This window comes from Streptomyces sp. NPDC058457 (assembly GCF_042720695.1).
Taxonomy (GTDB): Bacteria; Actinomycetota; Actinomycetes; order Streptomycetales; family Streptomycetaceae; genus Streptomyces.
The window spans coordinates 75,775-100,999 of sequence record NZ_JBHXLU010000023.1 but is presented as its reverse complement, the minus strand read 5'-3'; the positions used below and the strand labels follow the sequence as shown (position 1 = coordinate 100,999).

29 protein-coding genes are annotated in these 25,225 nt (G+C 72.0%); 21 read left to right on the top strand and 8 right to left on the bottom strand.

Going from position 1 to position 25,225, the window contains the following annotated elements; all coding sequences use genetic code 11:
• The first annotated feature begins 47 nt into the window (after positions 1 to 47).
• Positions 48 to 875, top strand: coding sequence for an ABC transporter permease (locus tag ACFWPS_RS20250; protein ID WP_383706924.1), 828 nt, complete (start codon positions 48 to 50; stop codon positions 873 to 875).
• A gap of 34 nt (positions 876 to 909) precedes the next feature.
• Positions 910 to 1,575, top strand: coding sequence for an AAA family ATPase (locus ACFWPS_RS20245; protein WP_383706922.1), 666 nt, complete (start codon positions 910 to 912; stop codon positions 1,573 to 1,575).
• An 888-nt stretch (positions 1,576 to 2,463) separates the two neighbouring features.
• On the opposite strand, the gene ybaK is transcribed toward ACFWPS_RS20245, so the two are convergent.
• The 4 genes from ybaK to ACFWPS_RS20225 all read right to left on the bottom strand — a co-directional run bounded on the left by ybaK (position 2,464) and on the right by ACFWPS_RS20225 (position 6,544).
• Complete coding sequence (gene ybaK / locus ACFWPS_RS20240) at positions 2,464 to 2,970, bottom strand: Cys-tRNA(Pro) deacylase (protein WP_383706920.1); 507 nt, start codon at positions 2,968 to 2,970, stop codon at positions 2,464 to 2,466.
• 17 nt (positions 2,971 to 2,987) lie between these two features.
• Positions 2,988 to 3,728 carry an LON peptidase substrate-binding domain-containing protein gene (locus ACFWPS_RS20235; RefSeq protein ID WP_383706918.1) on the bottom strand — a complete coding sequence of 247 codons (741 nt, stop codon included), beginning with the start codon at positions 3,726 to 3,728 and terminating at the stop codon, positions 2,988 to 2,990.
• An 11-nt stretch (positions 3,729 to 3,739) separates the two neighbouring features.
• Complete coding sequence (locus tag ACFWPS_RS20230) at positions 3,740 to 4,792, bottom strand: hypothetical protein (protein WP_383706917.1); 1,053 nt, start codon at positions 4,790 to 4,792, stop codon at positions 3,740 to 3,742.
• 174 nt (positions 4,793 to 4,966) lie between these two features.
• Entirely contained in the window at positions 4,967 to 6,544 is a 1,578-nt protein-coding gene (locus tag ACFWPS_RS20225; protein ID WP_383706915.1) for an oxidoreductase, read from the bottom strand.
• Between the two features lie 234 nt (positions 6,545 to 6,778).
• On the opposite strand from ACFWPS_RS20225, the gene hisD reads away from it, so the two are divergent.
• From hisD to hisF, 8 genes are read left to right on the top strand one after another with little or no spacing between them, the layout of a single operon-like run.
• The gene (gene hisD / locus ACFWPS_RS20220; RefSeq protein ID WP_383706913.1) at positions 6,779 to 8,104 is read left to right on the top strand and encodes a histidinol dehydrogenase; all 1,326 of its coding nucleotides are present in this window, start codon (positions 6,779 to 6,781) and stop codon (positions 8,102 to 8,104) included.
• Entirely contained in the window at positions 8,101 to 9,210 is a 1,110-nt protein-coding gene (locus ACFWPS_RS20215; protein WP_383706911.1) for a histidinol-phosphate transaminase, read from the top strand. The genes hisD and ACFWPS_RS20215 overlap by 4 nt, the downstream gene beginning before the upstream one ends.
• Entirely contained in the window at positions 9,207 to 9,800 is a 594-nt protein-coding gene (gene hisB / locus ACFWPS_RS20210) for an imidazoleglycerol-phosphate dehydratase HisB (protein ID WP_089101053.1), read from the top strand. The genes ACFWPS_RS20215 and hisB overlap by 4 nt, the downstream gene beginning before the upstream one ends.
• Positions 9,801 to 9,804: 4 nt before the next feature.
• A complete protein-coding gene (locus ACFWPS_RS20205; protein WP_383706909.1) occupies positions 9,805 to 9,969 on the top strand; it encodes a hypothetical protein in 165 nt (54 codons plus the stop codon).
• Entirely contained in the window at positions 9,966 to 10,607 is a 642-nt protein-coding gene (gene hisH / locus ACFWPS_RS20200; protein ID WP_383706907.1) for an imidazole glycerol phosphate synthase subunit HisH, read from the top strand. The genes ACFWPS_RS20205 and hisH overlap by 4 nt, the downstream gene beginning before the upstream one ends.
• Positions 10,604 to 11,338 (top strand): bifunctional 1-(5-phosphoribosyl)-5-((5-phosphoribosylamino)methylideneamino)imidazole-4-carboxamide isomerase/phosphoribosylanthranilate isomerase PriA, encoded by a 735-nt coding sequence (priA, locus tag ACFWPS_RS20195; RefSeq protein ID WP_383706905.1) that lies wholly within the window; start codon positions 10,604 to 10,606, stop codon positions 11,336 to 11,338. The genes hisH and priA overlap by 4 nt, the downstream gene beginning before the upstream one ends.
• Positions 11,335 to 11,739, top strand: coding sequence for a RidA family protein (locus ACFWPS_RS20190; RefSeq protein ID WP_383706903.1), 405 nt, complete (start codon positions 11,335 to 11,337; stop codon positions 11,737 to 11,739). Before priA ends, ACFWPS_RS20190 begins: the two co-directional genes overlap by 4 nt.
• Positions 11,736 to 12,491 carry an imidazole glycerol phosphate synthase subunit HisF gene (gene hisF, locus ACFWPS_RS20185; protein ID WP_351704910.1) on the top strand — a complete coding sequence of 252 codons (756 nt, stop codon included), beginning with the start codon at positions 11,736 to 11,738 and terminating at the stop codon, positions 12,489 to 12,491. The genes ACFWPS_RS20190 and hisF overlap by 4 nt, the downstream gene beginning before the upstream one ends.
• Positions 12,492 to 12,741: 250 nt before the next feature.
• Here the strand turns inward: hisF and ACFWPS_RS20180 are convergent, their stop codons facing one another.
• Both ACFWPS_RS20180 and ACFWPS_RS20175 read right to left on the bottom strand, forming a co-directional pair.
• Entirely contained in the window at positions 12,742 to 13,140 is a 399-nt protein-coding gene (locus ACFWPS_RS20180) for a VOC family protein (protein WP_383706901.1), read from the bottom strand.
• Between the two features lie 10 nt (positions 13,141 to 13,150).
• Positions 13,151 to 13,786, bottom strand: coding sequence for a TIGR03085 family metal-binding protein (locus tag ACFWPS_RS20175; RefSeq protein ID WP_383706899.1), 636 nt, complete (start codon positions 13,784 to 13,786; stop codon positions 13,151 to 13,153).
• 73 nt (positions 13,787 to 13,859) lie between these two features.
• Here ACFWPS_RS20175 and hisI point away from each other — a divergent pair, with 73 nt between their 5' ends.
• The 11 genes from hisI to lgt all read left to right on the top strand — a co-directional run bounded on the left by hisI (position 13,860) and on the right by lgt (position 22,976).
• On the top strand, positions 13,860 to 14,300 hold the full coding sequence (gene hisI, locus ACFWPS_RS20170) for a phosphoribosyl-AMP cyclohydrolase (protein ID WP_383706974.1): 441 nt from the start codon (positions 13,860 to 13,862) through the stop codon (positions 14,298 to 14,300).
• An 11-nt stretch (positions 14,301 to 14,311) separates the two neighbouring features.
• Positions 14,312 to 15,790 (top strand): anthranilate synthase component I, encoded by a 1,479-nt coding sequence (locus ACFWPS_RS20165; RefSeq protein WP_383706897.1) that lies wholly within the window; start codon positions 14,312 to 14,314, stop codon positions 15,788 to 15,790.
• A 72-nt stretch (positions 15,791 to 15,862) separates the two neighbouring features.
• Positions 15,863 to 16,507: a TIGR02234 family membrane protein gene (locus tag ACFWPS_RS20160; RefSeq protein ID WP_383706895.1), complete on the top strand. Its 645-nt coding sequence runs from the start codon at positions 15,863 to 15,865 to the stop codon at positions 16,505 to 16,507.
• A 296-nt stretch (positions 16,508 to 16,803) separates the two neighbouring features.
• Complete coding sequence (locus ACFWPS_RS20155) at positions 16,804 to 17,064, top strand: HGxxPAAW family protein (RefSeq protein WP_383706893.1); 261 nt, start codon at positions 16,804 to 16,806, stop codon at positions 17,062 to 17,064.
• Between the two features lie 79 nt (positions 17,065 to 17,143).
• Positions 17,144 to 17,593: a DUF2752 domain-containing protein gene (locus ACFWPS_RS20150; RefSeq protein WP_383706891.1), complete on the top strand. Its 450-nt coding sequence runs from the start codon at positions 17,144 to 17,146 to the stop codon at positions 17,591 to 17,593.
• A gap of 139 nt (positions 17,594 to 17,732) precedes the next feature.
• Positions 17,733 to 18,542 carry an indole-3-glycerol phosphate synthase TrpC gene (trpC, locus tag ACFWPS_RS20145; RefSeq protein ID WP_383706889.1) on the top strand — a complete coding sequence of 270 codons (810 nt, stop codon included), beginning with the start codon at positions 17,733 to 17,735 and terminating at the stop codon, positions 18,540 to 18,542.
• Positions 18,543 to 18,563: 21 nt separating this feature from the next.
• Positions 18,564 to 18,791 carry a tryptophan biosynthesis modulator TrpM gene (gene trpM / locus ACFWPS_RS20140; protein WP_383706887.1) on the top strand — a complete coding sequence of 76 codons (228 nt, stop codon included), beginning with the start codon at positions 18,564 to 18,566 and terminating at the stop codon, positions 18,789 to 18,791.
• A gap of 76 nt (positions 18,792 to 18,867) precedes the next feature.
• Entirely contained in the window at positions 18,868 to 20,151 is a 1,284-nt protein-coding gene (gene trpB, locus ACFWPS_RS20135) for a tryptophan synthase subunit beta (protein ID WP_383706885.1), read from the top strand.
• Entirely contained in the window at positions 20,148 to 20,966 is an 819-nt protein-coding gene (gene trpA / locus ACFWPS_RS20130) for a tryptophan synthase subunit alpha (RefSeq protein WP_383706883.1), read from the top strand. The genes trpB and trpA overlap by 4 nt, the downstream gene beginning before the upstream one ends.
• A gap of 131 nt (positions 20,967 to 21,097) precedes the next feature.
• The gene (locus tag ACFWPS_RS20125) at positions 21,098 to 21,874 is read left to right on the top strand and encodes a thioredoxin domain-containing protein (RefSeq protein WP_383706881.1); all 777 of its coding nucleotides are present in this window, start codon (positions 21,098 to 21,100) and stop codon (positions 21,872 to 21,874) included.
• A gap of 91 nt (positions 21,875 to 21,965) precedes the next feature.
• Positions 21,966 to 22,976 (top strand): prolipoprotein diacylglyceryl transferase, encoded by a 1,011-nt coding sequence (gene lgt / locus ACFWPS_RS20120; RefSeq protein ID WP_383706879.1) that lies wholly within the window; start codon positions 21,966 to 21,968, stop codon positions 22,974 to 22,976.
• 149 nt (positions 22,977 to 23,125) lie between these two features.
• Here lgt and ACFWPS_RS20115 read toward each other — a convergent pair whose 3' ends face one another.
• Both ACFWPS_RS20115 and ACFWPS_RS20110 read right to left on the bottom strand, forming a co-directional pair.
• A complete protein-coding gene (locus ACFWPS_RS20115; protein WP_383706877.1) occupies positions 23,126 to 23,947 on the bottom strand; it encodes an HpcH/HpaI aldolase/citrate lyase family protein in 822 nt (273 codons plus the stop codon).
• Positions 23,944 to 25,158 carry a CaiB/BaiF CoA transferase family protein gene (locus ACFWPS_RS20110; RefSeq protein WP_383706972.1) on the bottom strand — a complete coding sequence of 405 codons (1,215 nt, stop codon included), beginning with the start codon at positions 25,156 to 25,158 and terminating at the stop codon, positions 23,944 to 23,946. The genes ACFWPS_RS20115 and ACFWPS_RS20110 overlap by 4 nt, the downstream gene beginning before the upstream one ends.
• Positions 25,159 to 25,225: the final 67 nt, after the last annotated feature.

Here is a 25,225-nt window from a genome sequence, read left to right as displayed (position 1 = left end):
GCAGCGGTACGGGCCGCAGGTGCCGCACGGAAAGGGAGCAGCGCGACGTGAGTGTCGTACCCGCGGAGGTTCTGCCGGGCGGTGCCCTGGCCGTGGAGGAGACGGCGCCGGACGCCCCGGTGGCCGAGCTGGGCCCGCGTGCGCGGCTGTGGCCGTCGCTGGCGGCCGTCTACCGGGCGCAGCTGTCCCGGGCCCGGGTGGCGCGGATCCCGCTGCTGTTCGTCGCGACCTTCCAGTCCGTCGGCATCATGATCATGATGCGCGGGGTGGTGGACTCGCGGGGCGAGGCCCAGTCCGTGGTGGCGGGCTCGGCGGTGGTCGTGGTGGCCTACGTGGCGCTCAACCTGCTCGCGCAGTACTTCGGGCAGCTGCGGGCGAGCGGCGGGCTCGACCACTACGCCACGCTGCCCGTGCCGCCGGCCTCGGTGGTGCTCGGGGCGGCCGCCGCGTACGCCTCCTTCACCGTGCCGGGGACGCTGGTGACCGCCGTCTTCGGATGCGTGCTGTTCGGGCTGCCGCTGGCGAACCTGTGGATCCTGGTCGCCGTGATCCCGCTCGCGGGAGCGGCCCTGGCGGGGCTGGGCGCGGCCTGTGGGCTGCTCGCGCCCCGGCCCGAGATCGCCACGCTGCTCGGGCAGTTGGGCATGTCCGCGGCGCTGCTGCTCGGGGTGCTGCCGCCGGACCGGATGCCGGGGATCATCCAGTTCGCGCGTGACCTGCTGCCTTCGACGTACGGCGTCGAGGCCTTCGCCCGGACCTTCGGGGCGCAGCCCGACTGGGCCGTCGTCCTCGCTGACCTGGGCGTGTGCGCCGGGGTGGGGGTCGTCTCGCTGGCCGTCGCCACCTGGGCGTACCGCAGGGCCGCCGTCCGGTGACGCGCCCCACAGGCCGACCTGGCACGATGGCATCGTGACCGCACCGCTGACGCCGCCTCCGCCGCCGCACGACCAGCCCTCGCATCAGGCCTGGCAGGCGCCGCCGCCTGCCGGGGAGGCCGCGGGAGAGTACGGACAGTACGGACAGGACGGTCCCGGGATGAAGACCGAGCTGCGGGAGGGCGCCGTGATCGCCGTCGCGGTGGCGGTGAGCGGTGTGCTGCTCGGGCTGCTGTGGCTGTGGCTGGCGCCGCACGTGCCGCTGGTGGGGGACCAGTCCGGCAAGAGCTGGGCGGTCTACCTCAAGGACAGCGAAGGGGAGCAGGCGGCGGGGGTGGACGGGACGTTCACGCTGCTGGCGCTGGCCTTCGGGGTTGTGAGCGCGGTCGTGGTCTTTCTGTGGCGGCGGCGTGGGGGTGTGCCGTTGGTGGTGGGGCTGGGGGTCGGGGGGCTGCTCGCGTCTGTGCTGGCCTGGCGGCTGGGGGTGTGGCTGGGGCCGGAGCAGGATGTGATCGCCCATGCGAAGGCGGTGGGCAAGGGGGTGACGTTCTCGGCGCCGCTGAAGCTCGGGGCGATGGGGGCGTTGCTGGCGTGGTCGTTGTCGGCGTTGGTGGTGCATCTGGGGTTGACGGCGCTGTTCGGTCCGCGGGACCCGGAGCCGACGTACGAGGACGGACCGTACGCCGCTCCACCGGCCTAGGTTTCCCGCCCCCGCCGCCCCTACCCGTCCCATCCTCCAGGGGGTGGGCCCCCTTCGACCGCCCGCTCTTCGGGGGCTGCCGCCCCCGGACCCCCGCTTCGGCCTGAACGGCCTCGTCCTCAAACGCCGGACGGGCTGGAGAGTGGGGGTGCAGACCGGTTCGCGTCCTCGGACGCCGGACGGGCTGGAGGGTGGGGGTGCGCACCGGTTCGCGTCCTCGGACGCCGGACGGGCTGAGTTGTGCGGGAGTCCTCGAACGGCGGACGGGCTGGTGGGCGGGGGCGTGCACCGGCTTTCGTCCGCACACGCCGGAAAGACGGCAGGGGGCGCGGACCGGCTCTCATCCTCAAGTGCCGGACGGGCTGGGCGGTGGGGTGCAGGCCGCGTTCGGTGACTGGGAAGCGGGGGCGGCAGCCGAAGAGTCAGGGGCGCGGAGAACTGCGCGACCAGCCCGTGGCGGTCCGCAGCCGGCCTGCCACCTGGTGCCCGCGGTCGGCCTGTCATCTGGCGCGTTACGGGTAGACATCGTCAGGGGCGCGGGGAACTGCGCGACCAGCCCGTGGCGGTCCGCGGTCGGCCTGTCGCCTGGTGCCCGTGGTGGTCCGCGGTCGGCCTGTCGCCTGGTGCCCGTGGTGGTCCGCGGTCGGCCTGTCGCCTGGTGCCCGTGGTGGTCCGCGGTCGGCCTGTCAGCTGGAGTGTTACGGGTGGACACGGTCAGGGGCGCGGGGAACCGTGCGGTCGGGCATGTGTCTTGCCCGCGCCCCGCGTATCCCTATGCCGGACGGCGACCGTGGTTCGAGCGGGCCTTCTTCAGGCGCCACTTCCTTTTCCGTGTCTTCTTCGACATGTCTTCCGTACTTAACCGAGCACGGAGACTTCGTCGAGGGGTCACGCACGTCCGATGGGGGCCAGGGTCGCGTTCGTGAGGGTGGCGAGGGCGGTCGGTGCGAGTTCGACTTCGAGGCCACGGCGGCCCCCCGAGACGCAGATCGTGGGGTGGGCCGAGGCCGAGGCGTCCAGGACCGTGGGGAGCTTTTTGCGCTGGCCAAGCGGGGAGATGCCGCCGCGGACGTAGCCCGTCGTGCGCTCGGCCAGGGCCGGGTCCGCCATCGCCGCGCGTTTGCCGCCGACGGCTGTTGCGAGGGCCTTGAGGTCCAGGGTGCCGGCGACCGGGACCACCGCCACCGTGAGCGCGCCGTCCACGTCTGCGACCAGGGTCTTGAAGACACGGTCCGGGGACACGCCCATCGCCTCGGCCGCCTCCTCGCCGTAGGACGGGTGGGCGGGGTCGTGGTCGTAGGAATGGACCGTGAAGTCCACCCCCGCGGCCGTCAGGGCCACCGTCGCCGGGGTGCCGCCGCCCCCGGACTGCTGCTTCTTCGGCTTCTTCGGCATGTCAGGAAAACCCCGGCTCAGTTCAGACTCGTCGGCGCCCGCGTCAGCTCCGCCGCGGGCAGTGACGGCAGGTTACGGATGATCGCCGTCTCGGAGCGAAGGAGTTTCAGCTCGTCGCGGAGGCGGGAGGCGGTGTCGGGTGCCTGGAGCAGCCGCTGCTTGGTGGGGATGTCGTGCATCATCGCGGCCGCGACCAGGTAGGAGACGACGGACGGTTCGTCGGGGAGGTCCACGCCGGAGGACAGTGAGCGCTCACGTGCGCCCGCCAGGCGCTTCTGGTACTGGCGGAAGGCCCGCAGGACCCCCTCGGCCAGCGCGCCCGCCTCGTCGCCCTGCTCCTCGGGCAGCTCCTCCAGCTCCGCCGTCAGGAACGGGCCCGACGTGTCGACGGAGAGCAGCCGCACCCGGCTCGTACCCGTGGCCAGCACCTCGAACGTGCCGTTCGCCCGCTCCCGGATCGTCGCCGCGTCCGCCACACAGCCCACCCGGTGGAAGGACTTGAGCGGGTCGGGGCCGAAGCCGGCCGCCGAGCCCTTCTCGGGCTGGGCCGTCGGGTCCGGCATGCCCGGCGCGCTCGGCGCCACTTCGTGGCCGTCGCGGATCGCCACGACGGCGAACCGGCGCGGTTCCTCCTCGGGCGTCTTCAGCAGGTCGCGCATCATGGCGCGATAGCGCTCCTCGAAGACGTTCAGCGGCAGCACCAGCCCCGGGAACAGCACCGAGTTCAGTGGGAAGAGAGGGAGACGGACGGTGGTCACGGCGCCACAGCCTAGTGGTCATCGGCGGTGACATGTCCGCCGTGCTCGGTCCGTGGGCGCCCCGCGGCCCTCGGCGAGGCGATCGGTTCGGCCTCGGGCGGCGGTTCCGTACCGGCCAGCAGGTGGGTGCGCAGGCGCAGAAAATGGCCCAGCGGGTCGTCGGAGAGGCGGTCCCAGGGGAAGGACGTGACGTACGGGCCGATCAGGTGCAGCTGGGTGCGGGCCGCCTCCCGGCGTTCCAGGCGGACCAGCAGGTACATCAGCTGGTTGCGGACCTCGGCCGGCCAGGGGTCGGCCGCCGGGAACCGCGCGGAGAGGGCGATCGCCCGGTCGGCCGCCGCGTCCAGGCGGGCGCGCGGCACCTCGGGGCCGCAGCCGTCGGTGAGGTAGGTGAAGGCGGCGCGGGCCGGCAGGGCCTGGACGAGCGAGTCCGGCGGGGCGTCCTGCGCGGCCAGGTCGGCGAAGTCGAAGCACTCGTGGTGCGAGCCGTGCCAGTACGTGGCCAGATAGCGCAGCGCCGCCACATGGCAGCCGGAGTGGTGCGGGGCGCGGCGGACCGCCGCCTCCCACAGCTCCTCGAAGTACTTGTGGCCGGCGTTCGTCCCGCGGGCGTGGTCGAGCGCGATCCGCCACGGCACCGGGTCCCGGTCGTCGCCGCGCGCGGCCGCCGTGATCAGCGGGCTGAGCGGGCGCAGCAGTTCCGCGCGGGCGGGGGAGTCCCAGGCGTGGTCGACCGCGAGCTGGGCCTGGACCGGCAGCAGGTCCGGGTCCTGGGCGGCGGCCGCGGCCCACTGGTCGAGCCACTCGGTGCGGGAACGCGCGAAGAGGGCGAGCCGGCGCACGTACCGGTCCCGTTCCTCCCACTCGGCCGCGTCCCTGGTGCCGGCCAGCAGCTTCGCGGCGGGTTCGTACTCGCCCCGGCCGGCCGCGACCAGCGCGGGGGCGAGCCGTTCGTCGGGCGCGTCGAGAAACACCTCGTCGTCGGCCGGGAGCGGCCCGGCGGCGAGAGGCGAAGCGGTCGTTGTCCTCCGAGCGGAACGGAAGAGCGCGCGCAGCGATGCCATGGTGTCGACTATTGAAAGTCCGCAGGTCGGGGCAGCGCCAGACGGTATGACCAACTCCACGAAAGTTGTACGGCCGCCGGTCAAGGACGTGTAAAAGGTGACTGTTGCTCACCTGTTCGGTACCTGTCAGAGGTGGTGCCCAAGGTGGCTCGGGTGCCTCCGTGGCACCGGTCGTCACCCCCGCCTCAGCAGCCTCGTCGCCCCCGCCGCCACCGTCGTCGCCAGGATCCAGCCCAGCAGGATCATCACCGCCGCCGCCCACTGCCAGCCGCCGGTGAGCCGCCACTGGCCGACCTGGCCCAGGTCGATCACCGGCAGCAGCAGGTCCAGGACGAACAGCGCCGGATCCCAGGCCGGGTGGCCGCCGGAGTTCATCGGCGGATGCGGGGCATGCGTGAACGCGAGCGTGCCCGCCGCCCACAGCACCGCCATCCACACGGCCGCCCGGCCCGGCCGGTAGCCGTAGGCCACCGTCAGGTCCTGCGCGTACCCCCAGAGCTTGGCGGCCGGCGGCAGCGTCTCGCGCCGCCGCCGCTGCTTGGCGAGCAGCACCTCGCGCGCGTCCTCGTCCTCGCCGGCGGCCCGCAGCACGGTCGCGAGCCGCTCGTACGGCTCCGGGTTGTACTCGGCGGTCGCCGCCGCCACCCAGTCCAGCCGCCGGGTGAGCGGGAACGGGCCCTGCGGGACCAGGTTCTCGTAGACGAACCCGCCCATGTGCAGCCGCCCCGGGCCCGGCCAGCTGGTCGCCTGGTCGACCAGGTTGGTGGTCCGGGCGCCCGACAGCAGCACCCCGCCGCGCTGCGGCTCCTCGCCGAGGAACCGCAGCTCCGGCGTCTGTACCCGGCGCAGCGACAGGTTCTGGTCGTCCCTGAAGCCCAGCCGCGCCCGCTCCAGGTCCAGCGCGTCCCCGAACCGCCCGTCGTCCAGCCGGATCCCGCCCTGGCACTCGAACCGCTGGATCCGCGTGCCGCGCGCCGGGGTCGTCCCGCTCTGCCAGGGGCCGCCCACCCCGGCCGGGGTGAGGTACAGGGTCCGGCCGACGGTCAGCTGGGGCGCGTTCAGCGCGAACCGCCCGTCGGGGTTGCGCAGCCGGGCACCGCGCAGGCTCAGCGAGACGCCCACCTTGGCGCTGCGCAGGCTCAGCTCCCCGTGCGACTCAAGGAGCTCCGCCTGCAGGTCCTGGCCGACGGTCATGCCGTCCGCCGCGATCGACCGCCCGCTGCGGTCCCGGTACACCACCGCCTGGTTCAGCAGCAGGTCGGTGCCGATGTGCGCGTCGGTCAGCCGGATCCCGCCGAGGAAACGGCAGCGCGGCAGGTGCAGGTCGCCCTCCGTGTGCACGCGGGCCGCCTCCAGGCGTGGTGCCGCGCAGTCCACGAAGCGCACGGTCGTGAAATGCGCCTCCGGCAGCAGGATCTCGTCGTCGAACCGGCACCCGCGCAGCTCCACGTACGGCGTGACCGTGCCGCCCGCCAGGTCCAGGGGGCCGGTGATCCGCACGCCGACCAGCTTCAGCGAGGCCACCCGGCCCGCCAGCGCCGGCGGCCCGTCGAGCAGCAGCCAGCAGACGATCCGGGCCCGCACGGTCCGCTCGGGCCCCCACGGGTGGCCGCCGTGCGGGTCGTCCACGCGCATGTCGCCGCTGCTCAGGTCGTACACACTGCCGTTGCGGAACGCCTGCCACATACCGGCCTCGGCCGCGGTCAGATCGTCCGGCAGATCCCCGACCCGGACGCCGTCCCCCTCGGTCACGGCTCTTCCTTCTTCCTCAACTACTCGTGAGTCATGTTCGGTACAACCGGTGATGCCCGCTGTGTGAGACCTCGAACACCGTAGGTGAACGCGATCTTCCGGGTTCCGGCCAGGCTATGTACCGGCCGTTGCCCCGCGTCCCGTATCAGCCACCGGCGGCCGTCGGTTCACGTTCTGTATCAGCCATTGATACGCGCGGACGGGCCGTGAGTGCCGTCTGAGAGAATTGATTCCGTGATCTCCCGAATCGATCTGCGCGGCGACGCCCTCCCCGAGGGTCCCGCCCTGCGCGACCTGCTGCCCCGAGCCGACTTCGACGTCTCGGCCGCCCTGGAGAAGGTGCGTCCGATCTGCGAGGCCGTGCATCATCGGGGCGACGCGGCGCTGATCGACTTCGCGGAGAAGTTCGACGGGGTGAAGCTGGACCAGGTGCGGGTGCCGGCCGAGGCGCTCGACAAGGCCCTGGCGGAACTCGACCCGGCCGTGCGCGCGGCCCTGGAGGAGTCCATCCGGCGTGCCCGCCTCGTCCACCGCGAGCAGCGTCGTACGAACCGCACGACCCAGGTCGTACCCGGCGGCTCGGTGACCGAGAAGTGGGTGCCGGTGGAGCGGGTCGGGCTCTACGCGCCCGGCGGCCGGTCCGTCTACCCCTCGTCCGTGGTCATGAACGTGGTGCCCGCGCAGGAGGCCGGTGTCGAGTCCATCGCGCTCGCCTCCCCGCCGCAGGCCGAGTTCGGTGGCCTGCCGCACCCGACGATCCTCGCCGCCTGCGCCCTGCTCGGCGTCGACGAGGTGTACGCGGCCGGCGGCGCCACCGCCGTCGCGATGTTCGCGTACGGCACCGAGTCCTGCCCGCCCGTCAACATGGTCACCGGCCCCGGCAACATCTGGGTGGCCGCCGCCAAGCGCTACTTCACCGGCAGGATCGGCATCGACGCCGAGGCGGGACCGACCGAGATCGCCGTTCTCGCGGACGCCACCGCCGACCCGGTGCACGTCGCCGCCGACCTGATCAGCCAGGCCGAGCACGACCCGCTGGCCGCCGCCGTCCTGGTCACCGACTCGGCCGAGCTGGCGGACGCGGTGGCGAAGGAGCTGGAGCCGCAGGTCGCGGCCACCAAGCACGTCGAGGACCGGATCGTCCCCGCCCTGAAGGGCCGGCAGTCCGCGATCGTCCTGGTCGACGGCGTCGAGGAGGGCCTGCGGGTCGTCGACGCGTACGGCGCCGAGCACCTGGAGATCCAGACCGCCGACGCCGCCGCCGTGGCCGACCGGGTCAGGAACGCGGGCGCGATCTTCATCGGCCCCTGGGCGCCGGTCTCCCTCGGCGACTACGCCGCCGGGTCCAACCACGTGCTGCCCACCGGCGGCTGCGCCTGCCACTCCTCCGGGCTGTCCGTCCAGTCCTTCCTGCGCGGTATCCACGTCGTGGACTACACGCAGGACGCGCTGGCCGAGGTCGCGCACCACGTGGTCACGCTGGCGGAGGCGGAGGACCTGCCCGCGCACGGCGCGGCGATCAAGGCAAGGTTCGGGTGGAAGGTACCGGCGAGCAAGTGAACCTCGGAATCGACGATCTCCCCGTACGGGACGAGCTGCGTGGCAAGTCCCCCTACGGCGCGCCCCAGTTGGACGTCCCGGTACGGCTGAACACCAACGAGAACCCGTACCCGCTGCCCGAGCCGCTGGTCGAGCGGATCACGGAGCGGGTGCGCGAGGCCGCCCGCGACCTGAACCGCTACCCCGACCGGGACGCGGTCCAGCTCCGCACCGAACTCGCCAAGTACCTGACGAAGACCGGCAACCACCCGCTCTCCGTCGAGAACGTGTGGGCGGCCAACGGCTCCAACGAGGTCATCCAGCAGCTGCTGCAGACCTTCGGCGGCCCCGGCCGCACGGCGATCGGCTTCGAGCCGTCGTACTCGATGCACTCGCTCATCTCGCGCGGCACCGGCACCGGCTGGATCTCCGGTCCCCGGAACGAGGACTTCACGCTCGACGTCGAGACCGCCTCGCGCGCCATCGCCGAGCACAAGCCGGACGTCGTCTTCATCACCACCCCCAACAACCCCACCGGCAACGCGGTTCCGCCCGAGACGGTCCTCGCGCTCTACGAGGCCGCCCAGGCCGCGAAGCCCTCGATGGTGGTGGTGGACGAGGCCTATATCGAGTTCAGCCACGGCGCCTCGCTGCTGCCCCTGCTCGAAGGTCGGCCGAATCTCGTCGTCTCCCGGACCATGTCGAAGGCCTTCGGCGCGGCCGGCCTGCGCCTCGGCTACCTCGCCGCGCACCCCGCGGTGGTGGACGCCGTCCAGCTCGTACGGCTGCCGTACCACCTGTCGGCGATCACCCAGGCGACCGCGCTGGCCGCCCTGGAGCACACCGACACGCTGCTGAAGTACGTCGAGCAGCTGAAGGCCGAGCGGGACCGGCTGGTCGCCGAGCTGCGCGCGGCGGGCCTCGAAGTCACCGAGTCGGACGCCAACTTCGTGCAGTTCGGGCGGTTCGCGGACCCGCACGCGGTGTGGCAGAAGATCCTCGACCGGGGAGTCCTCGTCCGCGACAACGGCGTGCCCGGGTTCCTGCGGGTGTCCGCCGGAACCCCCGAAGAGAACGACGCGTTCCTCGACGCGGTACGTGAAGTCAAGAAGGAGCTGGACGCATGACCCGCGTAGGGCGCGTGGAGCGCACCACCAAGGAGACCTCGGTCCTCGTCGAGATCGACCTCGACGGCACCGGCAAGACCGACGTCAAGACCGGCGTCGGCTTCTACGACCACATGCTCGACCAGCTCGGCAGGCACGGTCTGTTCGACCTCACCGTGAAGACCGACGGCGACCTGCACATCGACTCGCACCACACCATCGAGGACACCGCCCTCGCCCTCGGCGCCGCCTTCAAGCAGGCCCTCGGCGACAAGGTGGGCATCTACCGCTTCGGCAACTGCACGGTCCCCCTGGACGAGTCCCTCGCCCAGGTCACGGTCGACCTGTCCGGCCGCCCGTACCTCGTGCACACGGAGCCGGAGAAGATGGCGCCGATGATCGGCGAGTACGACACCACGATGACCCGGCACATCCTGGAGTCCTTCGTCGCCCAGGCGCAGATCGCCCTGCACGTGCACGTGCCGTACGGGCGCAACGCGCACCACATCGTGGAGTGCCAGTTCAAGGCGCTCGCGAGGGCGCTGCGCTACGCCTCCGAGCGCGACCCGCGCGCGGCCGGCATCCTCCCCTCGACGAAGGGCGCGCTGTAAAGCCATGACCAGTCTGTCCTCCCTGCTGATCGTCGTCGGTCTCTTCCTGGTCGGCGGAATCGTCTCCTTCGTCAAGCAGAAGATGCCCACCAGCCTGATCGTGCTGCTCTCGATCGGCGCCGCGATGTGCCTGGTGGCGGGCGTCATGAGGCTGGAGGTGTGGAATTGACCGCTCCCAAGCGTGTGGTGGTCTTCGACTACGGCTTCGGCAACGTCCGGTCCGCCGAGCGCGCCCTCGCCCGGACCGGGGCCGACGTCGAGATCACCCGTGACTTCGACAAGGCCATGAACGCGGACGGCCTGCTGGTGCCCGGCGTGGGCGCCTTCGCCGCCTGCATGGAGGGCCTGCGCGGGGCGCGCGGGGACTGGATCATCGACCGCCGGCTGTCCGGCGGGCGGCCGGTGATGGGCATCTGCGTCGGCATGCAGATCCTGTTCGCGCGCGGCATCGAGCACGGCGTGGAGACCGACGGCCTCGACGAGTGGCCCGGCTCGGTGGAGCCGCTCCAGGCCGAGATCGTCCCGCACATGGGCTGGAACACCGTGGACGCACCGGCCGGCTCCGAGCTGTTCGCCGGCCTGGACGCCGACGCGCGCTTCTACTTCGTGCACTCCTACGCCGTCCACGACTGGTCTCTGGAGACGCACAACGCGGCGTTGCGGGCCCCGCTGGTGACCTGGTCGACGCACGGCAGGCCGTTCGTGGCCGCCGTGGAGAACGGCGCCCTGTGGGCCACCCAGTTCCACCCCGAGAAGTCCGGCGACGCCGGCGCCCAGCTCCTCACCAACTGGATCGGAACACTGTGAGCACGCTCGAACTCCTCCCCGCCGTCGACGTCCGCGACGGCCAGGCCGTCCGCCTCGTGCACGGCGAGTCCGGGACCGAGACCTCCTACGGCTCCCCCCTGGAGGCCGCCCTCGCCTGGCAGCGGTCGGGCGCCGAGTGGCTGCACCTGGTCGACCTGGACGCGGCGTTCGGCACCGGCGACAACCGCGCGCTGGTCGCCGGGGTCGCGGATCGCATGAAGGAACTGCACATCAAGGTCGAGCTCTCCGGAGGCATCCGCGACGACGCCACCCTGGCCGCGGCCCTCGCCACCGGCTGCACCCGGGTGAACCTGGGCACGGCCGCCCTGGAGGCCCCGGAGTGGGTCGCCAAGGTCATCGCCGAGCACGGCGACAAGATCGCGGTCGGCCTGGACGTACGCGGTACGACCCTGCGGGGCCGCGGCTGGACCCGCGACGGCGGCGACCTCTACGAGACGCTCGCCCGCCTCGACAAGGAGGGCTGCGCCCGCTACGTCGTCACCGACATCGCCAAGGACGGCACCCTCCAGGGCCCGAACCTGGAGCTCCTGAAGAACGTGTGCGCCGCTACGGACCGGCCGGTCGTGGCCTCCGGCGGCGTGTCGTCGCTGGACGACCTCCGTGCGCTGTCCGGCCTGGTACCCCTCGGTGTCGAGGGCGCCATCGTCGGAAAGGCGCTGTACGCCAAGGCGTTCACCTTGGAAGAAGCACTGGAGGCAGTGTCACCATGACGTCCGATGCCGTACGGCGCGTGCAGAGCGGAAGTCCCTGGGAGGAGACCTTCGGTTTCGCCCGCGCCGTCGCGGCGGGCGACCGCGTGGTGGTGGGCGGTACGACGTCCTTCAAGGGCACCGTGCTGTACGGGGAGGGCGACCCGTACGAACAGGCCAGGGTGGCCTTCACCACCGCCCTGGAGGCGATCGCCGAGTTCGGGCTCGGGCCGGAGTCCGTGATCCGCACCCGCCTGTTCCTCGCGCACGCGCGCGACATGGACGCGGTGGGACGCGCCCACAAGGAGGTCTTCGACCAGGTGCGCCCGGTGACCACGTTCGTCGTGGTGACCGGCTTCGTCGACCCGCGCATCCTGGTGGAAGCAGAGCTAGAGGCATACAGAGGAGCCGTGGATTCATGACCCTGGCGGTCCGAGTCATCCCCTGCCTGGACGTGGACAACGGCCGGGTCGTCAAGGGCGTCAACTTCCAGAACCTGCGTGACGCGGGCGACCCGGTCGAGATGGCCAAGGTGTACGACGCGGAGGGCGCCGACGAGCTGACCTTCCTGGACATCACCGCGTCCTCCGGCAACCGGGAGACCACCTACGACGTGGTGCGCCGCACCGCCGAGCAGGTGTTCATCCCCCTGACGGTCGGCGGCGGCGTCCGCACCGCCGAGGACGTCGACAAGCTGCTCCGCGCCGGCGCCGACAAGGTGGGCGTCAACACGGCGGCCATCGCCCGCCCGGACCTGATCCGCGAGATCGCGGAACGCTTCGGCCGCCAGGTCCTGGTCCTGTCGGTCGACGCCCGCCGCACCGAATCGGGCTCCTTCGAGGTCACCACACACGGCGGCCGCCGCGGCACCGGCATCGACGCGGTCGAGTGGGCCCACCGGGCCGCCGAACTGGGCGCGGGCGAGATCCTGCTCAACTCGATGGACGCGGACGGCACCAAGGACGGCTACGACCTGGAGATGATCACCGCCGTCCGCAAGCACGTCACGGTCCCGGTCATCGCCTCCGGCGGCGCCGGCGCACTCGCCCACTTCCCCCCGGCCGTCACAGCGGGCGCGGACGCGGTCCTCGCCGCCTCCGTCTTCCACTTCGGCGACCTGAGGATCGGCCAGGTGAAGCAGACCCTGCGCGAGGCGGGACACCCGGTGCGGTAAGCAGGTCGGACGAAGTCAGCCGAGTTCGGCAGCGCCCCAAAGGGGCGCGGGGCTGTATCGGATGTGCGTCGAGGCGGGACACCCGGTGCGGTGAGCAGGTCGGACGATGCCTGCCTCGTGCGGCTGCCCCCTACTGGGGCCCGGGGCTGTATCGGATGTGCGGCTACCGCCGCGTGGGCGCGACCAGCCACGACGGCGCCGCAGACGATCGACGACATGACGCGGCACTTCCGGCGGAGCGCTTGGCGCTTCAGCCCTTCGGCTGGGTCAGCTGGATCAGGTTGCCGACCGTGTCGTCCAGGACGGCGGCGACCACCGGGCCCTGGTCCTGCGGCTCGTGCGGGAAGCGGACGCCCAGGGTGCGCAGGCGGTCGTACTCCGAGCGGATGTCGTCCACGGAGAAGACGATGGCCGGCAGGCCCGCCTCGTACACGGCTCTGCGGTACGGGTCCGCGATAGGGCCCCGGCCGGGTTCCAGCAGGAGCTGGAGGTCGGGCTGGGCGCCCTGCGGGGCGCCGACCGTGATGAACAGGGTGCCGCCGCCCAGGTCCAGCCGGGTGCGGGTCTCGAAGCCGAGGACGTCCGTGTAGAAGGCGTGCGCCTTCGGCACGTCGTCCACGTACACGCTGGTCATCGCGACCCTGATCATCGGGGGCTCCTCAGATGCCCAGCGTCCTGGACTCGCGCAGCTTGGCGATCGCGTTCTCGTCGCCGGCCACCTCGACCTTCGCCGTGCTCTGCCGGCCGAACGCGAACATCAGCAGTTCGGAGGGCTCGCCGGTCACCGTCACCACCGGGGCGCCGCGATGGGCGACCGCCGTCTGGCCGTCCGGGCGGCGCAGCACCAGGCCCGTCGGCACACCCCGGCCGAGCAGCCGGGCGGTGCGCTCCAGACGGGACCACAGGGCGTCCTGGAAGACCGGGTCCAGCTCCCGCGCCGACCAGTCCGGCTGGGCCCGCCGGACGTCCTCGGTGTGCACGTAGAACTCGACCGTGTTGGCCGCCTCGTCCACCTGCTTGAGCTGGAACGGCGAGAACCGCGGCGGACCGGTGCGGATCAGCTGGATCAGCTCCTCGTACGGCTTCGCCGCGAACTCGGCCGTCACCTTCTCGAGGCGTGGCGCCAGCTGCTTGATCATCGTGCCCCCGGCCGCGTCCGGCCGGCGTTCGCGCACCACCACGTGCGCGGCCAGATCACGGGTCACCCAGCCCTCGCAGAGGGTCGGTGCCTCGGGACCGGCGGTCTCCAAGAGGTCGGCGAGCAGAAGCCGTTCACGCTTGGCGAAGGTCGACATACCGCCAGCCTAAGGCCACACCCACCGTCCGGACAGTGGACACGGACCGTGACTGTCGGTGCCACGCGGCACAATGGCACCCATGACCAGTACGACCGGTACGACGGGTACGCCCCCGTCCAGTGGCCTCGCCCCGGAGATCGCCGCCCGCCTCAAGCGCAGCGCCGACGGACTCCTCCCCGCCATCGCCCAGCAGTACGACACCGGCGAGGTGCTGATGCTCGGCTGGATGGACGACGAGGCGCTGCACCGGACCCTCACCACCGGCCGCTGCACCTACTGGTCGCGCAGCCGCCGGGAGTACTGGGTCAAGGGCGACACCTCCGGGCACTTCCAGTGGGTGAAGTCGGTCGCCCTCGACTGCGACGCCGACACCGTGCTGGTCAAGGTCGACCAGGTCGGCGCCGCCTGCCACACCGGCGACCGCACCTGCTTCGACGCCGACGTGCTGCTGAAGGACGCCGAGCACGGTCATGAGGGCGCCGATTCCGGCGTACCCGCCTCCGGTCAGTAAGGTCTGCCGCCATGGACCTCGAGACCTTCCGCAAGCTCGCGACCGACCGGCGTGTCATCCCGGTCACCCGCAAGCTCCTCGCCGACGGCGACACCCCGGTCGCGCTCTACCGCAAGCTCGCCGCGGAGCGCCCCGGCACCTTCCTGCTGGAGTCCGCCGAGAACGGCCGCTCCTGGTCCCGGTACTCCTTCGTGGGCGTCCGCTCCGCCGCCACCCTCACCGCCCGCGACGGCCAGGCCCACTGGCTCGGCACCCCGCCCGTCGGCGTGCCCGTCGACGGCGACCCGCTGGCCGCCCTGCGCGCCACCATCGAGGCCCTGCACACCCCGCACGACCAGGAGCTGCCCCCCTTCACCGGCGGCATGGTCGGCTACCTCGGCTACGACATCGTGCGCCGCCTGGAGAAGATCGGCCCGGGGGAGTGTGACGACCTGCAGCTCCCCGAGCTGACCATGCTCCTCACCAGCGACCTCGCCGTCATGGACCACTGGGAGGGCTCGGTCCTGCTGATCGCCAACGCGATCAACCACAACGACCTCGACACGGGCGTCGACGAGGCCCACGCGGACGCCGTGGCCCGCCTCGACGCCATGGAGGCCGACCTCTCCCGCCCGGTCGCCCAGCCGCCCGCCGTGCTGCCGCCCTCCGAGCTCCCCGAGTACACCGCCCTGTGGGGCGGCCCCGACTTCCAGGTTGCCGTCGAGGACATCAAGGAGCGCATCCGCGCGGGCGAGGCCTTCCAGGTCGTCCCCTCCCAGCGCTTCGAGACCCCGTGCACGGCCAGTGCGCTGGACGTGTACCGGGTCCTCAGGGCCACCAACCCGTCCCCGTACATGTACCTCTTCCGCTTCGACGGCTTCGACGTCGTCGGCTCCTCCCCGGAGGCCCTGGTCAAGGTCGAGGACGGGCGGGCCATGGTGCATCCCATCGCCGGCACCCGGCCGCGCGGGGCCACCCCGCAGGAGGACCAGGCCCTAGCCGACGAGCTGATGGCCGACCCCAAGGAGCGCGCCGAGCACCTCATGCTCGTCGACCTCGGGCGCAACGACCTGGGACGGGTCTGCGAGCCCGGCTCCGTCGAGGTCGTCGACTTCATGTCCGTCGAGCGGTACTCGCACGTCATGCACATCGTCTCGACGGTCACCGGAAAGGTCGCCGAGGGCCGCACCGCCTTCGACGTCCTCACCGCCTGCTTCCCGGCCGGCACCCTCTCCGGCGCCCCCAAGCCCCGGGCGATGCAGATCATCGACGAACTGGAACCGTCGAGGCGGGGGCTGTACGGCGGCTGCGTCGGCTACCTCGACTTCGCCGGCGACTCCGACACGGCCATCGCCATCCGCACCGCCCTGCTCCGCGACGGCACGGCCTACGTCCAGGCGGGCGCCGGCATCGTCGCCGACTCCGACCCGGTCGCCGAGGACCAGGAGTGCCGGAACAAGGCGGCGGCGGTCCTGCGCGCGGTGCACACGGCCAACAGACTGGGCAAGTAGGCGCACGGACCAGGCAAGTGGGGCGCTTCTCACCCGACCCCGGGTGACCGTTCGCGCGGGGTTCAAGCGATAGTGGAGTACGTGACTGCTGTTCCTCACCCCCGTTCCGAAGCAGGCGAACCCACCGGGTCCGGCCGCCGCAGCCTCGCCGTCGCGCTGCTGTTCGGCGCGCTCGGCGCGGCCGTGGCCCTGCTGTCCAGCCGGCAGCGCTGGGCGGAGGGCACCGCGACGGTGGCCGGTGGCGCCTTCCCGCTGACCGCCAGAGGCAGCGACGTCACGGGCGTCCCCGCGGCCCTCGCCATAGTGGGCCTCGCCGCGCTCGTCGCCGTCTTCGCCGTCCGCAGGGCCGGCCGCTTCCTGGTCTCCGGGCTGCTCGCGCTCTCCGGCGCCGGCATCGCCGCCGCGGCCCTGCTCGGTGCCTCCGACGGCTCCGCGCTCGACGACAAGGCCGCCGAGGCCAGCGGCGACACGTCCGCAACGGTCGACGCCCTCAGCCACACCGGCTGGCCGTACGTCGCCGCGGCCGGCGGTGTGCTCATCCTGGTCGCCGGGCTGCTGGCGCTGCGCTACGGCCGGCTGTGGCCCGCCATGTCCGGCCGCTACGAACGCGGCACGGGGGCGGAGCGGCCGCGCCGTGCGCCGAAGCCGGTCGATCCCGACCGGCCCGAGGACATCTGGAAGGCGCTGGACCGGGGGGAGGACCCCACCGGCGCGTAGCGCTTCGCTGGGGGCGCCGAAGAGGGGGCGGTCGGGCGTGGTGGGAGTGTGCGGCACCGTCGTGGTTGCTCGCGCCCATGCGGCGGAGCCGCATATCAAACACAGCCCCGCGCCCCTTTCGGGGCGCTGAAGTTCGCGGCGCTGGAATTCGGGGCGCCGAGCTTCGGGCGATGAACAGAGATGTGGCGTATCAGACGCGTGTGATGGGCCACCCCCCGCCCCACGCACCCCGATGCGTGCGGGACAATCGGGAGTGAGCGTCCGGAAGGACACGTACGAGCAACGAGGAGCAAGTCATGGCGGGCAACAGCCACGGTCACACCCCGGCCGCCTGGACCGGCGTCACCATCGCCATCATCGGTTTCTGCGTCGCGGGCGCCTTCATGGTGATGGCGCAACCGGTGGGATTCTGGGCCGGCATGGTGATCGTGGTCCTCGGTGGTGTGGTGGGCGGCATCATGAGTGCCATGGGCCTCGGCATGCCGAAGCGGGCCCCCCTGGTGACGTCCCACAGCGCCCCGGTCGCGACCCGGGAGCCGGTCGGCGCCGAGAGCTGACCGCCCGCGTTCTTCGAGGGGCGCCCCGGACCTGGGCGGGGGCGCCCCTCGCGCGCGTGTGCCGACCGTACGGGGCACAATGCGAGGCGTGAACGCCGACAGCCACAGCGCAGCCGTACCACCGGTGACGGCCTCCCTCCGGGGCCGGCTGGCCGTGCCCGTCTCCGTGCTGGGCGCCGTCGTCGGGGCCTTCGCCTACGTCGGCACCGTCGATCCCAACGAGCCCGGCCACTACCCGGTCTGCCCGCTCTACCGGCTCACCGGCCTGTACTGCCCCGGCTGCGGGGGCCTGCGCAGCGCACACGCGTTCGTCCACGGCGACTTCCTGGCCGCGCTGCGGGACAACGCGGCGGGCGTGATCGCCTATCTGGCCTTCGCCGTGGTGTGGACCGCCTGGGTGGTGCGCGCGGCACGCGGCCGACCTGCCCGGATCGAGCTCAGGCCGGTGGCGATGTGGAGCCTCGGCGCATTGCTGCTGGTCTTCACCGTTGTCCGGAACCTGCCCTTCGGCGGCTGGTTGCATCCTTGATCAACTGGCGAACGTCCAGGTAGAGGGGGCCGGCGCCGGCTGGATGCGAGGCATGCGCCGTCCTGCGGATACCATCGATATGACCATGGGTTTTGACCCGACTGGAAGAACCGTCCGGAACCGGAAGGGGACCGCTCGCGTGAGTGTGCTCGACGAGATCATCGACGGAGTCCGTGCCGACCTCGCGGAGCGGCAGGCGCGCGTCAGCCTCGACGAGCTCAAGGAGCGCGCGGCGAAGGCACGGGCCGCCAAGGACGGCGTGGCCGCGCTGCGCGGTGAGGGCGTCAAGGTCATCTGCGAGGTCAAGCGCTCCAGCCCGTCCAAGGGCGCGCTGGCCGCGATCGCCGACCCGGCCGGGCTCGCCGCCGACTACGAGGCGGGCGGCGCGGCCGTCATCTCGGTCCTGACCGAGCAGCGCCGCTTCGGCGGCTCGCTGGCCGACCTGGAGGCGGTCCGGGCCCGGGTGGACATCCCGGTGCTGCGCAAGGACTTCATCGTCACCTCTTACCAGCTGTGGGAGGCCCGTGCGTACGGTGCCGACCTCGCGCTGCTGATCGTCGCCGCCCTCGACCAGCCGGCCCTGGAGTCGCTGATCGAGCGTGCCGAGTCCATCGGCCTCACCCCGCTCGTCGAGGTCCACGACGAGGACGAGGTCGAGCGTGCGGTGGACGCGGGCGCCAAGGTGATCGGTGTCAACGCGCGCAACCTGAAGACCCTGGAGGTCGACCGCTCCACCTTCGAGCGGGTCGCCCCCGAGATCCCCGACCACATCGTCAAGGTCGCCGAGTCCGGCGTCCGCGGCCCGCACGACCTGATCGCGTACGCCAACGCGGGCGCCGACGCGGTCCTGGTCGGCGAGTCCCTGGTGACCGGCCGCGACCCCAAGTCGGCGGTGGCCGACCTGGTGGCGGCGGGCGAACACCCCGCACTCCGGCACGGCCGGGGCTGATCACCCGGTAGGCTGATCCCGATGACTCTCACGGTGACGACAGCAGTGGACCGGTACGCCCGCCTGGCGCGCGGCTGCCGTCCCCGCGGTTGCCGTGCGCCGGCGCGGCGCGTCCACGGCCGCAGGGTGCGATACGTCATCGGTGCCGAACCCGGGCAGGTGAACGGACGTCGATGGCAGCGCGCCCTCAGGGGCGCGGGGCTTCATCTGATTATGCGACTCCGTCGCGCGAGCGCGATCAGCCACTGACGGCAGTCAGCCGACAGGCAACCCCTCGCCCCACGGCGAATAGTGTCGTTTCACACACTCACCGTGAGGTTTCCGCATGCCCAGCGACTACTTCTTCCCTGACCCCGAAGGCCAGGTGCCCTCTCCCGAAGGCTACTTCGGCGCCTTCGGCGGCAAGTTCATCCCGGAGGCTCTCGTCGCCGCCGTGGACGAGGTCGCCGTCGAGTACGACAAGGCCAAGCACGACCCCGAGTTCGCCCGCGAACTCGACGACCTGATGGTCAACTACACCGGCCGCCCCAGCTCCCTCACCGAGGTGTCCCGCTTCGCGGAACACGCCGGCGGCGCCCGGATCTTCCTCAAGCGCGAGGACCTGAACCACACCGGCTCGCACAAGATCAACAACGTGCTCGGCCAGGCCCTGCTCACCAAGCGCATGGGCAAGACCCGTGTGATCGCGGAGACCGGCGCCGGCCAGCACGGCGTGGCGACGGCCACCGCCTGCGCGCTGTTCGGCCTCGACTGCACCATCTACATGGGCGAGATCGACACCCAGCGCCAGGCCCTCAACGTGGCCCGGATGCGCATGCTCGGCGCCGAGGTCATCGCCGTGAAGTCCGGCAGCCGCACGCTCAAGGACGCCATCAACGAGGCGTTCCGCGACTGGGTGGCCAACGTCGACCACACCCACTACCTGTTCGGTACGGTCGCAGGACCGCACCCCTTCCCGGCGATGGTCCGCGACTTCCACCGGGTCATCGGCGTCGAGGCCCGGCGCCAGATCCTGGAGCGGGCCGGCCGGCTCCCCGACGCCGCGATCGCCTGCGTCGGCGGCGGCTCCAACGCCATCGGCCTCTTCCACGCCTTCATCCCCGACGAGGGCGTCCGCCTCATCGGCTGCGAGCCCGCGGGGCACGGCATCGAGACCGGCGAGCACGCGGCCACCCTCACCGCCGGCGAGCCCGGCATCCTGCACGGCTCCCGGTCGTACGTCCTCCAGGACGACGAGGGCCAGATCACCGAGCCGTACTCGATCTCCGCCGGTCTGGACTACCCGGGCATCGGCCCGGAGCACTCCTACCTCAAGGACTCCGGCCGCGGTGAGTACCGCGCGGTCACCGACGACGCGGCCATGCAGGCCCTGCGCCTGCTCTCCCGCACCGAGGGCATCATCCCGGCCATCGAGAGCGCCCACGCCCTCGCCGGCGCCCTGGAGGTAGGCAGGGAGCTCGGCAAGGACGCGCTCATCGTCGTCAACCTGTCCGGGCGCGGCGACAAGGACATGGACACCGCCGCGCGCTACTTCGGCCTGTACGACACCGACGCCGAGGTCGCCGCCGACGCCACCGCCACCGCCGAGATCGAGGGGGACGCCAAGTGAGCGGGAACATTCAGCTGCTGTCCGACACCCTCGCCGGCGCCAAGGCCGAGGGCCGCAGCGCCCTGATCGCCTACCTCCCGGCCGGGTTCCCGACCGTGGACGGCGGCATCGAGGCGATCAAGGCCGTGCTCGACGGCGGCGCGGACGTCGTCGAGGTCGGGCTGCCGCACAGCGACCCGGTCCTCGACGGCCCGGTCATCCAGACCGCCGACGACATCGCCCTGCGCGGCGGCGTGAAGATCGCGGACGTCATGCGCACGGTCAAGGAGGCCTACGAGGCCACCGGCAGGCCGATCCTCGTCATGACGTACTGGAACCCCATCGATCGCTACGGCGTCGAGCGCTTCACCGCGGAGCTCGCCGAGGCGGGCGGCGCGGGCTGCATCCTGCCGGACCTGCCGGTCCAGGAGTCGGCCCTCTGGAGGGAGCACGCCGAGAAGCACGGTCTCGCGACGGTCTTCGTGGTGGCGCCGAGCAGCAAGGACGAGCGGCTCGCGAAGATCACCGCGGCGGGCAGCGGCTTCGTCTACGCGGCCTCGCTGATGGGTGTCACCGGTACGCGTGAATCGGTCGGGGCGCAGGCCCAGGACCTGGTGGAGCGCACCCGCGCCACCGGCACCGCGCTCCCCGTCTGCGTCGGCCTCGGCGTCTCCGACGCGGCCCAGGCCGCCCAGGTCGCAGGCTTCGCCGACGGTGTGATCGTCGGTTCGGCCTTCGTGAAGCGGATGCTGGACGCGCCGGACCACGCGGCCGGCGTGGCGGCCGTCCGCGAACTCGCCGGGGACCTGGCGAAGGGCGTGCGCGGACAGGCGTAGACCCGCAGGCGTAGACCCGCGGGGGCAGATCCGCGGGAGCGCTGCCGGAAACAACAGAACATTCGGTCACTCGAACGGGTGGACCTGGGATCGGGGAGGCGCGGTGCGCCTCCCCGGTTCGTTCTGGGGGTGTGAGCGAGAAGAATCGTGACGGAAAGCGGATGGCCCGTGAGCGGCTGGCGGCCGAGCGCGAGAAGCAGCGGGCCGCGGACAAGCGGCGGCGCGCGCTGATCGTGGGCGCGAGCGTCGTCTGCGTCCTGGGCCTGGCGGCGGTGATCGGCCTGGTCGCCGCGAACGCGGGCAAGGACAAGAGCAGCGAGAGCTCGGGCCCGGTCGTGGCGCCCTCCGGCGCGCAGGGCAAGGACAGCCTCGCGATCCCGGTCGGCAAGGACGACGCCAAGGCGACGCTCACCGTCTGGGAGGACTTCCGCTGCCCGGCCTGCCAGGCCTTCGAGACGGCGTACCGCCCGACGCTCCACGAGCTGGTCGACGCCGGCCAGCTCAGAATCGAGTACCACCTGGTCACGCTGATCGACGGCAACCTCGGCGGCAGCGGCTCCCGGAACGCGGCCAACGCGGCGGCCTGCGCCCAGGACGCCGGGAAGTTCCGCGACTTCCACGACGTGCTGTACGAGAACCAGCCGAAGGAGACCGACGACGCGTTCGCCGGCAACGACAAGCTGATCGAGCTGGCCGGCAAGGTCGAAGGGCTGAATACGCCGGCGTTCCAGAAGTGCGTCAAGGACGGTACGCACAACTCCTGGGTCGTGAAATCCAACCAGGCCTTCCAGGCGGGCAAGTTCAACGGCACCCCGACCGTCCTGCTCGGCGGCAAGAACATCTACGAGGACCAGACCATGACCCCGGCCAAGCTGAAGCAGCTGGTCGAGGACGCGAACAAGCAGTAAGCGGGGTAAGCGTTTCTCACGTCCCCGTTATGGAGCCGTAGCCGGGCTGGTTGCCGTCGGCCCGGTCCGGCACGGTAGCGTCGACCCTGCCATGGAAGAACTTGCCTACATTCCCAGCCCGTCGCGCGGAGTGATCCACCTCGGACCCATCCCGCTGCGCGGCTACGCGTTCTGCATCATCATCGGTGTCTTCGTAGCCGTCTGGCTCGGCAACAAGCGCTGGATCGCCCGGGGCGGGCGGGCCGGCACCGTGGCCGACATCGCCGTCTGGGCAGTGCCGTTCGGCCTCGTCGGCGGGCGCCTCTACCACGTGATCACGGATTACGAGCTGTACTTCAGCTCGGGCCGTGACTGGGTCGACGCGTTCAAGGTCTGGCAGGGCGGCCTCGGCATCTGGGGTGCGATCGCGCTCGGTGCGGTGGGTGCGTGGATCGGCTGCCGGCGCCGGGGGATCCCGCTGCCCGCCTACGCCGACGCCATCGCCCCCGGCATCGCCTTCGCCCAGGCGATCGGCCGCTGGGGCAACTGGTTCAACCAGGAGCTGTACGGCCGCGAGACCCACGTTCCGTGGGCGCTGCACATCACCTCCTCCGAGGGCGGCCGGATCCCGGGCTACTACCACCCGACCTTCCTCTACGAGTCGCTGTGGTGCATCGGCGTCGGCTTCCTGGTCATCTGGGCCGACCGCCGCTTCAAGCTCGGACACGGCCGTGCCTTCGCCCTGTACGTCGCCGCGTACTGTGTGGGCCGCGGCTGGATCGAGTACATGCGCGTCGACGACGCCCACCACATCCTCGGCCTGCGCCTCAACGACTGGACCGCGATGATCGTGTTCCTGCTCGCGGTGCTGTACATGGTGCTTTCTGCCAAGAAGCGGCCGGGCCGGGAGACGGTGGTCGAGCCGGGCGTCTCCGACGGTGAGGCGGACGGTGCCGCGGAGGCCGAAGGTGCCGGTGAGGTCGTCGAGGCCGTTGAGGCGAAGGACGCCGAGGCGAAGGACGCCGAAGCCTCCGGCGACGAGGCCGAAGCCGAGGATGACGCCGACGACGAGGCCAAGGACGAGGTCAAGGACGAGGCCGGGTCGGGGAGCAAGAAGAGCTGACCTGCTGCTGTACGACGAAGAGGGCGCCCGGGATCGAACCGGGCGCCCTCTTCGTGTGCGCACCGACGGGTTGCGCCGAGTCCGGCACCGCCGGACAACGCCGTTGTGGGTCACGCCGCTGCGGCGGAACGAAAATGCCGGGGATGGGGTTAGCGGCGGTTTGTGAGGGAGAGGGTTCTGCGGGCCGCTGCTACCACTGCCGCGTCGATGAAGCTGCCGTCGGGGAGGGCCTGGGCGCCCTGTTCTGTGGTGGCTGCCTTGATGACCGTCTCCGCCTGTTCCAGTTCGGCCTCCGTGGGGAGGTAGGCCCGTTCGATGATCGGGAGCTGGCGGGGGTGGATCGCGGCGCGGCCCAGGAAGCCCAGGGCGCGGCCGTGGGCGCAGGAGGCGGCGAGGCCGTTGAGGTCGCGGGTGTCGGGGTGGACCGACTGGGGCGGTGGGGCGAGGCCCGCCGCCCGCGCTGCGACCACGATCCGGGACCGGGACCAGTCGAGGCCGATGTCGTCCCGTACGCCCAGGTCGGCCCGTAGGTCCGCCTCGCCCAGGGAGATGCCCCGCAGGGCGGGATGGGCGCCGGCGATGGCGTAGGCGTGTTCGATGCCGAGGGCCGATTCGAGCAGGGCGTAGAGGGGGAGGGTGGTGGTCCGGGTGGCGAGGTGGCGGATGTCCTCCGGGCTCGTGACTTTCGGGAGGCGGAGTCCGGCGAGGCCGGGGAGCGAGAGGAGGGCCTTGAGGTCGGTCTGGGCCCAGGGGGTGTCCAGGGCGTTGACCCGGACGTGCACCGGGACCGGCTGGCGGTGGGTGAGGAGGTCGGCGGTGGCGGCGCGGGCGTAGTCCTTGCGGTCGGGAGCGACCGCGTCCTCCAGGTCGATCACCACCACGTCGGTTCCGGAGGCCAGCGCCTTGGCGACGACGTGCGGCCGGTCGCCGGGGACGTACAGCCAGGTCAGGGGGAACGGCAGGGTGGTCATACGGCGCCCTCCTCGCGCAGCGCCCGCACCTGGGCCGGGGTCAGGCCCAGCTCGGTCAGGACCTCCTCCGTGTCGGCACCGTGCGGGCGGCCGGTCCAGCGGATCGCGCCGGGGGTGGCCGAGAGGCGGAACAGGACGTTCTGCATGCGCAGCGGGCCCAGCTCGGGGTCGGGGACGGTCGTGATCGTGTTCAGCGCCTGGTACTGGGGGTCCTCCATGACGTCCCGTACGTCCTGGATCGGAGCCACCGCCGCCTCCGCCTTCTCGAACTCGGCCAGCACCTCGGCGCGGGAGCGGGTGGCGACCCAGTTGCCGACGGCCGCGTCGAGGACGTCGGCGTGCGCGGCCCGGCCGGCACCGGTCGCGAACCACGGCTCGTCGATCAGCTCCGGGCGCCCGACCAGCCGCAGCACGCGTTCCGCGATCGACTGGGCCGAGGTGGACACCGCGACCCAGCTCCCGTCCGCCGTGCGGTAGGTGTTGCGCGGGGCGTTGTTGGCGGACCGGTTGCCGGTGCGTTCCTGGACATAGCCGAGCTGGTCGTACCAGGTGGCCTGGGGGCCGAGGACGGCCAGGATCGGCTCGATGATCGCCATGTCGACGACCTGGCCCTCGCCGGTACGGTCCCGGGCCGCGAGCGCGGTCATGACGGCGTACGCGGTGGTCAGCGCCGCGATGGAGTCGGCGAGCCCGAACGGGGGCAGCGTCGGCGGGGCATCCGGTTCGCCGGTGATCGCCGCGAAGCCGCTCATCGCCTCGGCGAGGGTGCCGAAGCCGGGGCGGTGGGCGTAGGGGCCGAACTGGCCGAAGGCGGTGACCCGGGTCAGGACCAGCCGGGGGTTGGCGGCGGACAGCTCCTCCCACCCCAGGTCCCATTTCTCCAGGGTGCCGGGGCGGAAGTTCTCGATGATCACGTCGGCGGTGGCGGCGAGCCGGAGCAGGGTGGCGCGGCCGCCGGGCTTGGACAGGTCCAGGGTGAGGGTGCGCTTGTTGCGGCCGAGCAGCTTCCACCACAGGCCGACGCCCTGTTTCGCCGGGCCGTGGCCCCGGGAGGGGTCGGGCTTGGCAGGGTGCTCGACCTTGATGACCTCGGCGCCGAAGTCACCGAGCAGGGTGGCGGCGAGCGGACCGGCGAAGAGGGTGGCGAGATCGAGGACGCGCAGACCGGTGAGGGGCGGGGGAGGGGGCGGGGACTCGGGGTGCCCCGCCATGCTGGTGGCTGTGGTGGCTGTGGTGGCTGTGGTGGCTGTGGTGGCTGTCGCGGGTGTCACGGGTGTC

Coding starts and splice junctions, on each gene's coding strand:
- hisB (WP_089101053.1), top strand. CDS start 9,207: ATGACCCGCGTAGGGCGCGTGGAGCGCACCACCAAGGAGACCTCGGTC.
- ACFWPS_RS20190 (WP_383706903.1), top strand. CDS start 11,335: ATGACGTCCGATGCCGTACGGCGCGTGCAGAGCGGAAGTCCCTGGGAG.
- ACFWPS_RS20110 (WP_383706972.1), bottom strand. CDS start 25,158: ATGGCGGGGCACCCCGAGTCCCCGCCCCCTCCCCCGCCCCTCACCGGT.
- ACFWPS_RS20205 (WP_383706909.1), top strand. CDS start 9,805: ATGACCAGTCTGTCCTCCCTGCTGATCGTCGTCGGTCTCTTCCTGGTC.
- ACFWPS_RS20115 (WP_383706877.1), bottom strand. CDS start 23,947: ATGACCACCCTGCCGTTCCCCCTGACCTGGCTGTACGTCCCCGGCGAC.
- hisI (WP_383706974.1), top strand. CDS start 13,860: ATGGCACCCATGACCAGTACGACCGGTACGACGGGTACGCCCCCGTCC.
- lgt (WP_383706879.1), top strand. CDS start 21,966: ATGGAAGAACTTGCCTACATTCCCAGCCCGTCGCGCGGAGTGATCCAC.
- ybaK (WP_383706920.1), bottom strand. CDS start 2,970: ATGCCGAAGAAGCCGAAGAAGCAGCAGTCCGGGGGCGGCGGCACCCCG.
- trpB (WP_383706885.1), top strand. CDS start 18,868: ATGCCCAGCGACTACTTCTTCCCTGACCCCGAAGGCCAGGTGCCCTCT.
- ACFWPS_RS20175 (WP_383706899.1), bottom strand. CDS start 13,786: ATGTCGACCTTCGCCAAGCGTGAACGGCTTCTGCTCGCCGACCTCTTG.
- ACFWPS_RS20230 (WP_383706917.1), bottom strand. CDS start 4,792: ATGGCATCGCTGCGCGCGCTCTTCCGTTCCGCTCGGAGGACAACGACC.
- ACFWPS_RS20150 (WP_383706891.1), top strand. CDS start 17,144: ATGCGAGGCGTGAACGCCGACAGCCACAGCGCAGCCGTACCACCGGTG.
- ACFWPS_RS20180 (WP_383706901.1), bottom strand. CDS start 13,140: ATGATCAGGGTCGCGATGACCAGCGTGTACGTGGACGACGTGCCGAAG.
- ACFWPS_RS20165 (WP_383706897.1), top strand. CDS start 14,312: ATGGACCTCGAGACCTTCCGCAAGCTCGCGACCGACCGGCGTGTCATC.
- trpM (WP_383706887.1), top strand. CDS start 18,564: ATGACTCTCACGGTGACGACAGCAGTGGACCGGTACGCCCGCCTGGCG.
- hisF (WP_351704910.1), top strand. CDS start 11,736: ATGACCCTGGCGGTCCGAGTCATCCCCTGCCTGGACGTGGACAACGGC.
- ACFWPS_RS20155 (WP_383706893.1), top strand. CDS start 16,804: ATGGCGGGCAACAGCCACGGTCACACCCCGGCCGCCTGGACCGGCGTC.